The following is a 14,580-nucleotide window of genomic DNA, read 5'->3' on the forward strand; positions in this document are numbered from 1 at the left end:
CCCGCGGGCGGAGAAGCGCACTCCCCTGGCAAGTTCACCGAAGATTGGGGCAACCGTGAGGTTCGACGTCTTCTGCAGCCTCGCGCAGACACCGCGAGCAGCGTCCGGGAAGCCTGCACACGCGACGCTGCTGTCGGAGTTCCTCGATCAAGCCAGGCTCGCCGACGAACTCGGGTACGAGTGCGTGTGGGTCGCCGAGAACCACTACAGCAGCGAACTGCAGAAGACCCACGCCAACCCCGTGATCCCGCACTGGCAGGGCGAGGTCGGGGTCAACACCGGCATCTGCCAGCTCGCGGCCCAGGTCTTCGCCAGGACCGGCCGCATCGACGTCGGCTCGGCGATCATGAACATCGTGGCCAACGGGGGCCCGCTGCCCGCCGCCGAGCAGGTCGCCTCCGCGTTGGCCTGGCACGGCCTCGACCCGGACGAAGGCAGGCTGTTGAGGATCGGCTTCGCCGGGGGCCGATTCGACTACATCGTCCGGTCCACCGGCATCGTCCCGCGCGCGGAGTGGGAGAGCGCCGCGTGGCCGCAGGTCAAGAAGGCCATCTTCCGGGAGGCGGCGACCATCTTCCTGAGGTTGCTCCACGGTGAGGACGTCAGCGGCGGGGAGACCCCGGAGACCGTGCTCGGCCACGCCGACTTCCGCAGTGCGCAGGACTACGAGGACGTGCTGTCCCGCGCCCCCGCGGACGTTCGGGTCCCCGGTGGGATAAGGGTCCCGCGCAGGTGGGACTTCGAGGCGACGCGAATCGTCCCCGACTTCCGCCGGGAGCTGCTGCGCTGCTACGCGGGCACCCACGACGCCGTGCTCCAGGAACACCTCGGTGAGCGGTTCGGCAGCCGGGCGCTGAACCTCAGCGTGACGCCGACGGAGATCATCGAGGACACCCACCGGCGGATGACCGAGGTGTTCAACCGCAGTGGTCGGTCCTGGTCCCGCTCGTACATGCCGAGGACGACCTTGGTGTTCCTCGACGCGACCCCCGGCATGTCGAGGCAGGCACGCCGGGCGGCGGCCTGGGATCGAGCCAAGGAAGCTCTCTCCGCGCACCGGATGGGGATGGACGGCACCGTCGACCCCGACAAGGTGGAGTCGGGCGCGGACAACGCGCTCATCGGGGCGCCCGAGGACGTCGCCGAGCAGATCGTGCGGCGCTTCGACCACGAGGACCGGCTGATGCTCTGGTTCGACTTCTTCCACCAAGGAGGCGACACCGTCCTGGCGCAGATGGCCGCCTTCCAGCAACAGGTGGTCCCGCTGCTGCAAGCCCGGGGCGTACCGGCCGGCGTTCCGAGCCGGGGACGGCACCATGCGGCAGCTCGAGCTTGACCTGCGGGGAGCGGCGGGCTCCCACATCCGGTGGATGGAGGTCGCGGGGCCGCCCGGTGCCCCCGTCCAGGTGTTCCTGCACGGGCTCGGCGCCAGCTCCAGCCACGACTTCCCCGAGATCGCCCAACACCCGTCGCTGGCCGCCCTCGGCCGCCGCAGCCTGCTCGTCGACCTGCTCGGTTTCGGCTACAGCGACCGCCCCGCCGACTTCGGGTACTCGCTGGAAGAGCACGCCCGGGCGGTGGCCGCGGTCCTCGACGCCGAACGGGTGGCGGCGGCGGATGTCGTCGGCCACTCGTTGGGCGGCTCGATCGGGCTCGCGTTGGCCGCGCTGCGCCCGGACCTGGTGAGGGGCCTGGTCCTCGGGGAAGCCAACTTGCGGAGGGGACGCGGGCAGCTGAGCCGGTGGGTCGCCGATTGGTCGGAAGAGGACTTCCTGGCGCGTGGCATGGCCGAGTACGCCGCGCTGACCCCGTGGCCGGAGTACGCCGCCTCCCGCCGCTTGGCTGATCCAGTGGCGTTGCACCGCAGTGCGAAGGGCCTGGTCCACGGCACCGACCGGGACCTCGCCACCGTGCTCGCCGGGCACCCGGGACCGAAGGCGTTCCTGGTGGGGGAGCGGAGCCGCCCCTGCGAGGAGGAACCGGACGCCCGGGCCGCGGGCGCCCGGGTGCTCACGGTGCCCGACTCGGGGCACCTCATGCTGTTCGACAACCCGGCGGGCTTCGCGGAGCGGGTGGCCGAGTCGATCGCGAGGTAGGGTGGCGTGCTGTGCAGGTACCCTTCGACGAACTGCCCTCCGCCCAACGGATGGCGAGAGCCTCGGTGGGCGATGAGCGCGAGTGCTTGGAAGCCTTCCTCGACCTGTACCGGGACGTCGTCGTCCGCAAGGTCGCAGGAGTGTCTGAAAAGGATGCTCGTCGCCGGCTGGTCGGCTCCAGCACCACGCTGGCCGGCATCATCAAGCACCTCCGCGTCATCGAGATGAACTGGTTCCAACGCCGTCTGGGCTTGACGCCGGATGACGAGCTACCGGTTCGGGTGCTCTCCTGGAGCCGCCTCGAATCCACGTTCGTTCTCGACGACGAGGAAACCGTCGACGACGTCGTCGCTGCCTATCGGGAGCAGTGCGACATATCCCGACAGGTCGCGCGGGCCAAGCAGCTCGCCGACCGGGTCCCGCAACCGCAGCTCGGCGAGGTCACCCTGCGCTGGATCTACCTGCACATGATCGAGGAGACCGCCCGCCACGCGGGGCACGCGGACATCCTGCGGGAGCAGATCGATGGTCACACGGGGTCCTGAGCGGCACCCGGTCACGCCAATCGCGGCACGGTGTCGACCGTCTGACCGCCTGTGCGCTTCCTCTCGGTGCCGAGACTGGCCAAGGCCAGGGACAGGAGCCGGATCCCGCGAACCGACAAGGGGTCCAGCCCGGTGAGCTCGCGGACGCGGTTGAGGCGATAGGCCAGGGTCCGCCGGACGATCTTCAGATGCGACGCGGTCCGGCTGCGGTTGAGGTCGAAGCGGTACAGCACCTCCAGGGTCTCCAGCAGCTTCGGGACGCCTCGGAGCGGTGCCAGCGGCACAAGCACCTCGTCCACGAGGGTGGGGTCGGACGCCAAGCGCCGCTCGAGGGCGAGGTGCTCACCGCGCACCACCCGGTCGGTGGTCCGAGAGGCGCGGGCGACCCCCACGAGTTCGAGCGCGCGGGGATTCGCGGCGGGGACGTCGGAGGGCGTTCCCGCGACGACCAGCACCGCGGGCAGCTCGATCGCCACATCGAAGGCACGCAGTCGCTCCACGACCGCCAACGCGGCGGCGTACCCCCCGTCCAGCGCGGAGGCGTCAACGACGACGTGGAGTGCGCCATCCACGACGACGGACAAGCCCAGGTCGCCCTCGCGCAGCGCGGCATCGGCACGGGTGGCGAACAGGTCGTCGTCAGCGGCGCGCGAGGAGGCGACGAGCACCGAGTACCGACTCGCGACGCGGTGTCCGGCCCGTCGCGCCAGATCGGGGGGGAGGCTCCCGCCCAAGATCGACATGGCCAGCGCCGGCCGGGCGGACCTGCCGGTGGTCGCCTCCCCACGCTCCATCGCGTAGGCCGTGCCCACATCAGCGGTCAGTCGGTCGGCAGTCGCGCTGACCTCCCTCGTCAGGTTCGCGACGTGGATCCGCTCGTCCGGGCGCGCGCGCCGCACGCACTCCGCGATCAACCTCGCACTCGCGAGTTCGACTTCTCGCAGCAGCGGTTGCAGCGGTGCACCCCGCTGAGCGCACTCGACGGCTGCCACGACGTGCGGCGCCGGTGCCTGGTGCCGATCTCCCTGCCGTGGTCGCCGTAATGGACGAGGATCGATCGCCGCCAACAAGAGGTCGACCACCCACTGCGCCGACACGCCCCGGGGCGCCCTGGTGCTGTCACGCTGTCGCGGATCGATCAATGCCGCCCGGATCGACTCCCTGTCTGCTCTCAGGCGCTCGATGAGCGGTGACCGGTCCACTGCGATGTACCCCCTCGGCATCGGGCCAGCCCCTCCTGGCCGTCAATCAAGTCCGCGCCGGTGGACTTCCATCGGTGCGCAGCGTCTGACTTGCTCCAACTTGGAAGTTAGATGGCCGTCTGGTGGACTTGGCGCACAATTTGTCGCGAGTCAACCCCGCCCTTTCGACACAAGACGACCCACCCCGCCGCCACGCTACTCCTGCGCGACGTATGACCTGGTCATTGCCCTCTTGTAGGGCGTCGGTGCGGGCGGGACCCGACTTCGGCGCGGACGACGTGCGGCCCGAATGGCACCCCGACTGGCTTGCCCGTTTGAGCAATTGCCTATCGAGATGAGCGGCGGTTACATGGGGTGTGGCGGCGTTATGTCCAGGTTTGATCGAGGACGCGGGAGTGCCGATAGTTGATCTATGCCGATTCTCGGCACAGGGAAGTCTTTTCATCATGGATTGATGGGACAAGTGGATGCACTGGGACGATCTCCTCGCTTTTCGAGCCGTTGCCATGGAGCTGTCCTTCACCAGGGCCGCTCGGAAGCTCAACCTGTCGACATCCGTCGTCTCGCAGCGGGTCTCCAGGCTCGAGAGAAGGCTCGGGGAGACCCTGCTGGACCGGACGACGCGAAGATCGGTGCTGACGTCCAACGGTCACCTGGTCCTGATGCTGGTCAGTCAGATGAACGACCAGTGGCGGAGAATCGCGACACTGGCCGACGGGTCGTCCGCGCCTGCCGCCAACCGCGTGCTCAAGCTGGGCCTGCCCGCGTGGATGCCCGACCACGTCATGAAGACGCTCGGTGCGGTGCTCCCCCAAGGGCGGACGGTCCTCTCGGCGGCCGGCTCCGAAGCGAACCTCGCTCGTCTCGCCGGCCGGAAGGCGGACTTCGTCCTAGCGGCGGAGTGTGACTTCTCGCCGCTCTGCGCGCCCCCGAACGCGTACGTGAGGACCATCCATCGAGATTTCGCACGCATAGCTGTCCCACGATCGCACCCGCTGGCCACCCGCGAGCGGGTCTCGTTCAGGGATCTCCGCGGCGCGCGGATCATCCTGGAGGCTGTCGGATCGACGTCCTCCCGCTCGCTGGCGGAGAAGCTCAGAGCCGACGGGCGTTGTCGCGTGGTCGAGCCAGCCGCTGACGCGGGGGACGATCACGCAGGCGCGGACCGAACCCAGACGCCCGCTGGTGCAGTCGCGAGCCGGGCAGCCTGCGATGACCTGGTGAGCGTTCCCCTGGTGGACGACGCCTTCAGCTACCACGTCTTCGCCGCCTGGGACCCGGTCACCGTCGACGAATCCCTGGCCGCCGACCTGCACTGGCTGGCCGGCGAGCATCGAAGCCACTGGCTCGGCCCGCTGGAGAAGCACGCGTTCCCGGCGATCCGGCTGATGGGGGAGAGTTGATCAGGCTTCGATCCGGCTGTCCCCGCGCTGCCCGCTCTGGCCAGGGGGCACGTCCCCCGCGGCCCAGCTGCCGACTGTGGTCCGCGTTGTTCGCCGTGTTCACCTTCGGCGCCATCCACCTGCAGCGAACGCTGGGCCTCGCCCCTTGGGGGCGAGCCTGCTCAACGTGCACCTGCGGCCGCCTGCCAACGACCGCCGCACCGCTGGAGACGACGTCATCGTCCGGTATGACTTCTGTGCCTTGGACGCATCTGCGCCTCAAGTGTCCGCGCGGTGGCGTCGAGTGCGGGGCTCAGTACAGGTGCAGCTGAGCTGAGGTCCTCGCGGGACTGCATGGTGCGGTGGGCGGTATCGACGAGTTCGGCGAGGGGTCCGGTGACCACCGTCTCCACTGTGGCCAGTGTCGGCACCCGCTGAGACAGGGGAGAGCCAAGGATCAGTGAAGAGGACCACGGCGCCCCCTCGGCTCGCGACCCGCTCGGCGAGAGCGACCTTGTCCGTCTCGTACCGGCGGTAGTCGAACACGACCATGTCGTCGCGGCGGCGGGTACCCGCCAGGAGGCTGGCGCGCTCCACCTCGCGGTCGGGCAGGAACCTGACGTCGTCGCGCAGCTGCATCAGGTGCAGGCCGAGGTACTGGGCGAGCAGGTGGCTGAAGCGCCCACCGCACAGCACCGTCAGGTGATCGGCACGGCTCGCTGACGGAACGCGAGCGTTGCTGTGCGTGCGGGGCGACGTTCATGCCGTGAGCGGACGCTGCCCCCTCAGTCGTCTGACGGGGGCCGCTCGGACCGGTCCATGTGCTCAAGGGCTCGCCCGATCGAGTAGGACAAGCCGCTGGCCATGAGCATCGCGTCGCGGAGGTTCTCTGCGGCCGACATCGCCGCCAGTTCGGTGAGGACCTCGGCGTTCTCGCCAGGCTCGTGACGGAAGATGCGAGGCTCCGCCGCCCGGTCGGGATGATCAGGTGTCGCGGTGTGATCGTGTGCGGGGGCCGCGCCTGTGGTGTGCGGGTCGACGTCGTCGGCGAGGAGTTCCAGCAGTCTCGTGGACGCGATCGCAGTCGCCTGCATCGCGGTGAGGACTTGGGCGACTCGTTCACGGTCGGGCAGTGCGCGCCGACCGGCGATCATGGCGGTGAGCTGGCACCACCGGGCCAGCTCGGCGCTCACCTTCGCTGCGGAGACCATTCTGTCCGCGTCGTGGTGGGGATAGGCCCATCCGCAGGATGCCACGAAGTCCACGGCGGAGAAGTCCGCGCGTGCCGGATGCGGTTCTGGCCGGTGCATCGCGACGCTCCTCGGCTCGTCGGGGTCTCGCGTCGGTGGTTCGTAGCCGAGCCGGCGTCGGTTTGGCCGCTCCCGGTCAGGGCGGCCGACTCGGGATGGAGCGACCCCGGGCGGGGAAGCAGGGTTGTCCCGCCCGGGGCCGCGGATGGGGGCGACTAGGCCGCACCCCGCATCGGGAACACGGCCTAGCGCAGGATGGGGTTGCCGTAGCCGATGACGAGGCCTTCGGTGAAGGCAGTGACCCCGAAGCGGGTGTTGAGCAGGTCGGCGGCGGCGTCGGTCAGGGCGAGGGTGACGCCCTGGGAGGTGGGTGCGCCGAGGGTGAACAGCGGCGCCCTCTGGCGCAGGTCGATGAGGCCGGTGAGGACGCCGCGGTTGAGGTCGATGGTGTAGTTGCTCAGCAGCAACCACTTGCGGCCTGCCTGGAACAGCAGCCCGCCGATGTGCTCGATGGTGCCGTCCTTGGGGTTGCCCACGATCGCGAAGCTGATCTTGCTGCCGCGGGTGCCCGCGAGGAACGGCTTGACGGTCACCCCCAGCGAGGTGAGCGCCTGCGCGGCGGCCGGGTCGAGGGTGAGTTCGGTGCGGCCCTTGACGAACTTGCGGACGTCGAAGCCGTAGCCGTGGCCGTGGGCGAGGGCGCTGTGGGCGCTCGCGGGTGCTGCCGCGGCCGGGGTCGCCGTGACGGCCGCGGTGGGGATGGCGAGCGCGGCGGCCAGACAGGCGGTGATCACGCGGTTGCGCATGGGGGAGGTCCTTCCCGAAGTGTTCCGGAGGTTTCTTCCTTCACCGACCAATACCGGCGGCGCGCGGCAACGGATGCACCGTGAGCCGGAGAAGTCCGCGGGCGTGCCCGCGGACCTGGAAGGAGCCCTGGTGACCGCGATGCCCAGTCGTGCGCTGCGCCGGGCGGCGACGCCTCCGTTCCGCCTCGTCGACGAATCGGACCTGCGACGCGCCTACCAGGAGTACGCCGCGCTGGTGTTCAGCGTCGCGCTGGCGGGGCTGCCCCAGCGCGCCGACGCCGAGGACCTGACCCAGCTGGTGTTCACCAAGGCGTGGCGCAGCAGGCACCGGTTCGACCCCGAACTCGGCGAGCTGCGGTCGTGGCTGCTCGCGATCACCCGCAACGCCCTCGCCGACCGGCTGGCCGCGCTGTCCCGCGACCGCGAGCTTCAGGCCGCCGTGCTGGGGACCGGGCTCGACCGCGGCGCGTCGGAGCAGGCCCAAGCGGTGGTGGATCGCATCGTCGTGGCCGACGAGCTGGCCCGGTTGCCCGATCCGCAGCGGACGGTGGTGCGGTTGGCGTTCTTCGACGACCTGACCCAGTCACAGATCTCCGATCGGACAGGATTACCCCTCGGCACGGTGAAGAGCCACATCAGGCGAGGATTGGACCGCCTGCGCGGACGATGGGAGGGCCACGATGCGGCACTGTGACGAAGCGCGGCTGATCGCCCTCGCCGCCGAGGACGCGACCCCGGAGCCCGCCGAGGCCGAGCACCTGGCCGAGTGCGCTCGGTGCCGCGCCGATCTCGCCGTGGTCCGCATCGCCAGGGACGGGCTCGCCCGGGGCGAGCGCCTCGAAGTGCCGCCCGAGCGGGTGTGGTCGGCCATCGCCGCCGACATCGCCGCCGACATCGCCGACGACCCCGCGGCCGAATCGGACCACTCGGCCGACGAGCGGGCACCGCAGGTCGGCCGCTGGCGGAGGCTGGTGCCGCTGGCCGTCGCCGCCGCGGTCGGCGCGCTGGTGGGAGCCGCGGTGACCGCAGCGCTGAGCTGGTCACCGCGACCGCCCGATGCCCAGGCCATTGCCGCCGCGCGGTTGGCCGGGCCCGCGGCCACCGGCAGCGTCCGGGTGGTCAGCCAGGACGACAGGCGCTTCCTGCACGTCAAGGCCGAGGGGCTCGCCCCGGGCTCGGGCTACTTCGAGGTGTGGCTGCTCGACGCCGAGGGCAAGCGGATGTACGCCCTGGGCGTGCTCACCCCGGGAGTCGACACCCGCCTGGCCATCCCGGCTGGCCTGCCGCTGGAGGAGTTCGCCGTCGTAGATGTGTCCTTGCAGGCCTTCAACGGCGACCCGGCGCACTCGAAGAACAGCGTCCTGCGCGGCACCCTGACCCTCTGAGCCGCGGGTGCATCCGAATCGGGCACCCGGCAGGTACTGGGACATGAACGCTCCAATCGAGGAGGAATCATGCCCAAGAAGGTCCTCGCTCTCGCCGGCGCCGCTGCCGCGGTGCTGGGTCTGGCCATCCCGGCCGCGGCGCAGGAGACCGGCACGGTCTACGTGGTGCACGGCATCCCGGACACGCCGGTGGACGTCTACGTCGACGGGCAGCGCGCGCTAGACGACTTCGCCCCGGCGACCACTCAGGGCCCGTTACAGCTGCCTGCGGGCGCACGGGAGGTGACGGTGTTCCCTGCCGACGCCGCCGACAACTCCGGCGACCCGGTCATCACCGCCAACGCCGAGCTCACCGCAGGCGCGAACGTCACCCTGGTCGCGCACCTGGACGCCGAGGGGACGCCGGTCATCACCCCGTTCACCAACGACGTCTCCGCCGTCGGCGCCGGCAAGGCCCGCCTGGTGGTACGCCACACCGCCGCCGCCCCCGCGGTCGACGTGCGCGCGGGCGGCACTCCTGTCATCTCCGGCCTGACCAACCCCAACCAGGAGGCCCTGACCGTCGAGGCGGGCACGGTGTCGGCGGACGTGGTGCTCGCGGGCACCGAGACCGTCGCCATCGGACCCGCCGACCTCGACCTCGCCGAAGGCACCGCGACCATCGTGCACGCCATCGGCTCCGCCGAGGAGCAGACCCTCGCCGTGGTGCCACTGGTCATCCAGGGTCTGCACAGCGCACCCTCCGGCGTCCCCGCCGGTTCCGCCGCGGACCCCGCCCCGTACTGGCTCTACGGCATCGGCGCCATCGGCATCGCGATGATCGCTGTGGGCGTCGCCCGCCCGGCGACGGGTCGCACGCGGCGGTGACGCCTCGACCCCGCCGCGGCACAGTGGTCGTGGCCGTCGGAGCACTCGTGGTCGCGGTCGCGACCGGGTGGTTGCTGCTGCGGCCCGGGCCTGACGAACCGCGCACCACACCAGTGGGTGTCGCGGCGGCCGAGTCGGCCGCCGCGGCGCCCACTGGGCCGGATCGCTCCGCCTCACCCACGACGATTGCCGATCCGACCACGGGGCCGACCTCGAAGCCCTCCCCGCCCACTCGGGTCGACATCGACGCGCTCGGCGTCACCGCCCCCGTGGTCCCGGTCGGCGTCGAAGGCGACGGACTCATGCAGATCCCTGAAGACGTCGCCACCGTCGGCTGGTACCGCTTCGGGCCAGCACCCGGCGCCGACGCCGGGTCGGCGGTCATCACCGGGCACGTCAACGACCGCGACCAGGGCCTAGGCGTGTTCGCCCGCATCGGCGAACTGGCCATCGATGACACCATCCGCGTCAGCCGCTCCGACGGCACCGAGGTGGGCTACCGGGTCATCGCCCGCGAACAGTGGACCAAGGACCGAGTACCCCTCACCCGGCTCTTCGCCCGCGACGGGGCACCGCGCCTCGTGCTCATCACCTGCGGCGGCGTCTTCGACCGCGACGCGGGCAACTACCAGGACAACATCGCCATCACCGCCGTCCCGACCGGCTGACACCCCAACGAAGGAGAAGCACAGTGCGCATCCGCGCCATCCTCGCCACTGCTGTCGTCGCCCTCGCGGCACTCACCCTCACCGCCGCACCGGCCTCGGCCGAGGCCCGACCCGTCACCCCGGTCGCGTCGGTGGACCTCACCCGCTACCAGGGGACCTGGCTGCAACTGGCGTCGGTCCCGCAGCCCTTCCAGGCCCAGTGCGCGCGCAACGACCGCGCCAACTACACCCTCCTGCCCAGCGGCCAGGTCAAGGTGATCAACTCCTGCACCCGCGCCGACGGCGCCGTCTTCGCCCTGGAAGGCCGCGCCCGATCCGCGGTTCCCGGCAGCACCTCACAGCTGGAAGTCAGCTTCGCCAACATCGGCGGCGAGTGGAACTTCGACAACCCCGGCACCTACTGGGTCATCGGCCTCGACCGCCACTACCGCTGGGCCGTCGTCGGCGACCCCACCCGCGGCTCCGGCTTCGTCCTCTCCCGCACCGCCACTCCCACACCCGCGCAGATCGCGGGCATCGCCACCACGCTGCTGCGCAACGGATACGACCTCTGCGCCTTCCGCATCACCGCCCAGGACGGCGGCGCTCCCCGACCGATCGACCTCTGCACACGCTGACGCAGCGATCCCCTCATCGTCGCCTCCCCACCGAACACCGACTCGCCCGCCGCCGCAAGCTCACCACCTCCGAACTGCGGAGAACCGCTCGTCCGGGCCGTTTCCTCGACGGTGGGCCGTGGAAGTGACGCTTTGCGAAGATCCGACCGACGCAGGTCTTTCACCGTCTCCTCGCCGATGGAAACCCGGACGGACGTCGAGCAGAGTTCCATGCTGCGGGGGTTCGGGCTCAGCAATGGTCCGAACTTCTGCAGCTGGTGTTCCGTCGCTGCCACCAGTTCAGCGCTTGATCGGGCCGCCGCTGGGGTGTTGAACACGGCTCGACGACTTGAGGCGGAAACCGCCGGCTTCCAAGCTGAGGGACCCAGACACTTCAGGCTTTCAGGAGGTTTCTTCACACGCGGTGTTGAACGCTCCGGGACTTTGTGTGCTCCGGTGGGTTGTAGTCGGAAGCCGGTCCTCTGGCTTGGAAGCCAGGAACTCCTGCAGCCGGCTGTGTCGGAACTGATAGTAGGGACCAGATCGGCGCAGTACTTCTCGCTCGCACGCTTCATTGAGAAACGTCCGTAGAGACCAGGGGAGCGTGCCGGTGAGCGGAAGCAGTATCCGTCCGAAGACGATCCATTGGCCCCACGCCGTAAAGCAGATCGCATAGCCGACTGCTGCGGTCGTGGAGCCGACTGCGCCTACGAGCAGACCGAACAGGGGCTCGTGGTGCGGACTCAGGTCGAACCACGGGGTCAGGGGCGACTTGCTCAGCAGGACCGTCAATGCCCATATCAACAGTGGGGGAATCGCTAAGAATACGGTGCCGGATATGAGCACCTGAACTATCACGGCGCGACGATTGGCCGCCAGGAGGTCGTCGGGTGTGCCCGCCTGCTTGAGGTCCAGCGGCGTCTCGAAGTGGGACAGGGCGCCGAACGCCAAGGCAGCCCCGACGCCAAGCCCGGTCCCCATGATGACTGCGTCGAACGCGATGGCAGGTAGGTCTGACCGTCGGGTGCCGAACAGGTGCATGTAGAGCACGAACGCGGTCCCTGTCGCAGCTCCGACCAAGAACCCATAGGTGAGTCGCTTGCGTTCGAGTGGCTTGGTTGTTCGAAGCTTGAACTGGAACTGGGTGGGTTCAAGCACCCAGTGAAACCTGCTGGCCACTACGGCGTGGGCGCTGCCCAGTATTCCGCCTAGTGCCAAGCCGTATACGAGAAAGGCGTCGAACGTGAAATGGCTGAAACCCAAGATCGGTCCTTCGATGAGCAGACTGATGATGGGGCATGTCAGAGTCATGAGCAGGGTGATCACGGATGCTCGCTGCCACAGTCGCAGCGGGGCGCCCAGGGTCCACCAGGCGAAGTTGTGGGTGTGCGATCTGTGTAGGTGCTGGGCGAGTTTCACCAGCCGGTGTCGGGCCGTGGTGCCCTCACCGTAGGCCGTGGTGATGATCGCGTCGAGCAGGTGACACTCGATTGCGTCCTTGTCAGGGAAGCGAGTGATGTCGGTCAGTCGGTCGGGGTCGCGGGTCGGGCTGGCGCTGTAGATCTCCCGGGCGAGGCTGACCATGAGCGGAGTCGCGAGGGCCTGCTGGAGCCGACTCGGCGCGGTGCTGAGGACGGCAGTCCAGCGCTGGGGCGTGGCCGTCGTGGTCGGCAGGTAGGTCTGGACGTCGCTGAACGGCAGGTCCTCCAGCGTCACCATCGTCGCGTTGAGAGTGGTGGTTGTCGTGTTCAAGGCCTTGGTGAACTCGTGTGGCCTGCTGGTCAGGACCCAGGTGAGGGTCGTCCTGCCGAGTTGGTTGAGCGCTGTCCGGCGGCGTCCGGGCGCAATCTCGTCGAACCCGTCGAGCACTGGCAGTACGCGACCCGATTGAACCAGGCTGCGGGCCAGCAGCGTTCGATGGATCCCGTCGGGAGAGTGCAGTCGGTGGTCACGCAGCAGCTCGGACACAAGCCATCTCCGAAGAGGGACGGTGGGGTCCCAGCTTCCGACGCTGAAAACGACCGGAACCGGTCTGTCGTCCAGGTGAGGGCTGAGCATGTCGAGCACGAACCGCAGGGCCAGCACGGTCTTTCCCGCTCCCGGCTTGCCCAGCACGACGAACCGCCGGTTCGGGCAGCTGAGATGCAGATCGGCGAAGTTGTCGATGCTGCCGGTTTGGGGGAACAGGTCGCTGTTCTTGTCGCTGATCCGCCAGCGGACGGGCAACGGGTCCTGAGCCTGACGGTTCTCTTCTTCAATCTCCCAGCGGGTTCTGACCTCCAACGCCAGGGTGGAGGCCGCGGCGTCCAGCTGGGTGTCGGCGACGCCACCGATCTTGCGCACCGAGGGGGTGCCGCGACGGGGTGGGCTTGGCCCCTGCTCGCTCGACACGTTCGCCCCTGGCGTTCGGACCTCGAGCGAGGGCGGCTCCCCGATCGGCACGTCATCGACGCTCGGGCGATGCAACAGGAAGCGCAGCAGCTCCTCGGCTCCTGAAACAGTGAAGTCCTGTACCACATAAACGTTGGTGATTGCCGGAGCCAGGAAGTCGGGAACTCCCGCTGCACTCTGGCCGGGCAGGACCACCGGCACGAAACGCTGGTGATTGTCCTGTGCCGCATAATAGGCGTCGCGAATCCTACGGGCTTCCCACTGAACCCCTCGGCCCGCGTCCGGCCCACTTCGCCCTTCGGCCCTGATGCGGTAGAGGTCGGAGGCGATGCAGAGCACCACCTCCGCTTCCCGGATCTGGTCCGCCATCCAGAGCGACCAATCCTGCCTGACGCCCGCGTCGGCGATGTCGAGCCTCGCGTCGACCCCGTTGCGGCGCAGGAAGACGTAGAGATCCCAGACTGCCTCATTGTGTCCCGGCTCTTGGGCGTAGGAGAGGAACACCCGTCGCGCCATCGACCGCCTCCCGTCCGGGTCTGGAGTTCGTCACCTTCGCACAAGTCGGTTGGTGCGCAAACCCATTTCCCGATAAAGGAAACCGCTGTCACCCGAACGGATGGCACGTGGCCATCCGTTCGGAAACCCCCAGCCAGTTGTGGCTCGTGGGTGGTCGGAGCAGGAAACGAGCGGTCCAGCGTTCTCACCTCGGGCGGTACCGCCGCAGCGCGACGCATGGAAGTGTCGTGAGCTTCGGGGGTTCGTGCAGAAATGGGGTCCGGCGGTGGTGTGTGCGTCACTCGAGCGCGGTGCATCTTCTCCGGTGCAACAGATCCAATCATCTCGCAGCGGTCTTCTGTGCTGGCAGTTGGACCATTGCTCACGGTTACGGTGTCCTGATCGGCAGCCTTGTCACCTTCACCGGCCTGTCCGCTGCTGACCACCCGACACCACCACCCCTAGCATTCGTGACGACGGCGCCCGCTCGTGATCGCTCAGGACGGAACTACACCATCGATTCGTCAGAATCCGCCCGTGCCGCCAAGCGCGGGCTCGGCCGCAAGGAGATCTGACCTTCGGGTTCGCAGGTCAGCGCTTGATCAGGGCTCGCCTGGGGTCAAGGGTCACAGGTTCGGATCCTCCCGTTCGGCGGGCTTCTGGATCTTTCGGTGGTGATCGTCACTTATGGACTGTGATCGGCGATCTATCGCCGGTGAGAAGCGAAACTGGAGACGGGGTCCTCGCATCGGCGGTGTCGGGTGATCCTGGCCGGTGGTCGTGGGAGTTGGTCTCAGGCTCGGCGTGTCGCTGGGTGAAGCATTGGCTCGTCTTTGGCTCGGCGCTGTGTGTCTGTGGGCCCGGTCCGACAGGCTGGAGGTGGGTCGGGGAGACTGG

14 protein-coding genes are annotated in these 14,580 nt (G+C 69.0%); 9 read left to right on the forward strand and 5 right to left on the reverse strand.

The window, feature by feature from the left end; all coding sequences use genetic code 11:
* The first annotated feature begins 55 nt into the window (after positions 1-55).
* Genes ACFPM7_RS24020 through ACFPM7_RS24030 form a run of 3 tightly spaced genes read left to right on the forward strand, consistent with a single transcriptional unit; the run spans position 56 to position 2,641 of the window.
* Complete coding sequence (locus tag ACFPM7_RS24020; protein WP_378250007.1) at positions 56-1,336, forward strand: LLM class flavin-dependent oxidoreductase; 1,281 nt, start codon at positions 56-58, stop codon at positions 1,334-1,336.
* Positions 1,317-2,096 (forward strand): alpha/beta fold hydrolase, encoded by a 780-nt coding sequence (locus ACFPM7_RS24025; protein WP_378250008.1) that lies wholly within the window; start codon positions 1,317-1,319, stop codon positions 2,094-2,096. Before ACFPM7_RS24020 ends, ACFPM7_RS24025 begins: the two co-directional genes overlap by 20 nt.
* An 11-nt stretch (positions 2,097-2,107) precedes the next feature.
* Complete coding sequence (locus ACFPM7_RS24030) at positions 2,108-2,641, forward strand: DinB family protein (RefSeq protein ID WP_378250009.1); 534 nt, start codon at positions 2,108-2,110, stop codon at positions 2,639-2,641.
* 11 nt (positions 2,642-2,652) lie between these two features.
* Here ACFPM7_RS24030 and ACFPM7_RS24035 read toward each other — a convergent pair whose 3' ends face one another.
* Entirely contained in the window at positions 2,653-3,843 is a 1,191-nt protein-coding gene (locus ACFPM7_RS24035) for a PucR family transcriptional regulator (protein ID WP_378250010.1), read from the reverse strand.
* Between the two features lie 467 nt (positions 3,844-4,310).
* Between ACFPM7_RS24035 and ACFPM7_RS24040 the strand changes: the two genes are divergently transcribed.
* Positions 4,311-5,246, forward strand: a complete 936-nt coding sequence (locus ACFPM7_RS24040; protein WP_378250011.1) for a LysR family transcriptional regulator — start codon at positions 4,311-4,313, stop codon at positions 5,244-5,246.
* A gap of 258 nt (positions 5,247-5,504) precedes the next feature.
* Here ACFPM7_RS24040 and ACFPM7_RS24045 read toward each other — a convergent pair whose 3' ends face one another.
* The 3 genes from ACFPM7_RS24045 to ACFPM7_RS24055 form a co-directional block, all read right to left on the reverse strand.
* Positions 5,505-5,921 (reverse strand): MurR/RpiR family transcriptional regulator, encoded by a 417-nt coding sequence (locus tag ACFPM7_RS24045; RefSeq protein WP_378250012.1) that lies wholly within the window; start codon positions 5,919-5,921, stop codon positions 5,505-5,507.
* 89 nt (positions 5,922-6,010) lie between these two features.
* Positions 6,011-6,418: a hypothetical protein gene (locus ACFPM7_RS24050; protein WP_378250013.1), complete on the reverse strand. Its 408-nt coding sequence runs from the start codon at positions 6,416-6,418 to the stop codon at positions 6,011-6,013.
* Between the two features lie 302 nt (positions 6,419-6,720).
* Complete coding sequence (locus ACFPM7_RS24055) at positions 6,721-7,281, reverse strand: hypothetical protein (protein WP_378250014.1); 561 nt, start codon at positions 7,279-7,281, stop codon at positions 6,721-6,723.
* Positions 7,282-7,354: 73 nt separating this feature from the next.
* Here ACFPM7_RS24055 and ACFPM7_RS24060 point away from each other — a divergent pair, with 73 nt between their 5' ends.
* From ACFPM7_RS24060 to ACFPM7_RS24080, 5 genes are all read left to right on the forward strand, one after another.
* Positions 7,355-7,975, forward strand: coding sequence for an RNA polymerase sigma factor (locus ACFPM7_RS24060; protein ID WP_378250015.1), 621 nt, complete (start codon positions 7,355-7,357; stop codon positions 7,973-7,975).
* Positions 7,962-8,666, forward strand: coding sequence for an anti-sigma factor (locus ACFPM7_RS24065; RefSeq protein ID WP_378250016.1), 705 nt, complete (start codon positions 7,962-7,964; stop codon positions 8,664-8,666). The genes ACFPM7_RS24060 and ACFPM7_RS24065 overlap by 14 nt, the downstream gene beginning before the upstream one ends.
* 69 nt (positions 8,667-8,735) lie before the next feature.
* A complete protein-coding gene (locus tag ACFPM7_RS24070) occupies positions 8,736-9,533 on the forward strand; it encodes a DUF4397 domain-containing protein (RefSeq protein ID WP_378250018.1) in 798 nt (265 codons plus the stop codon).
* 113 nt (positions 9,534-9,646) lie between these two features.
* Positions 9,647-10,201 carry a class F sortase gene (locus tag ACFPM7_RS24075; RefSeq protein WP_378250027.1) on the forward strand — a complete coding sequence of 185 codons (555 nt, stop codon included), beginning with the start codon at positions 9,647-9,649 and terminating at the stop codon, positions 10,199-10,201.
* Positions 10,202-10,224: 23 nt separating this feature from the next.
* Entirely contained in the window at positions 10,225-10,818 is a 594-nt protein-coding gene (locus ACFPM7_RS24080) for a lipocalin family protein (RefSeq protein WP_378250019.1), read from the forward strand.
* Between the two features lie 381 nt (positions 10,819-11,199).
* On the opposite strand, the gene ACFPM7_RS24085 is transcribed toward ACFPM7_RS24080, so the two are convergent.
* Positions 11,200-13,704 carry an NACHT domain-containing protein gene (locus tag ACFPM7_RS24085; protein ID WP_378250020.1) on the reverse strand — a complete coding sequence of 835 codons (2,505 nt, stop codon included), beginning with the start codon at positions 13,702-13,704 and terminating at the stop codon, positions 11,200-11,202.
* Positions 13,705-14,580: the final 876 nt, after the last annotated feature.

Origin of the sequence: Actinokineospora guangxiensis, from assembly GCF_042657845.1 — a bacterium.
GTDB classification, from domain to species: domain Bacteria; phylum Actinomycetota; class Actinomycetes; order Mycobacteriales; family Pseudonocardiaceae; genus Actinokineospora; species Actinokineospora guangxiensis.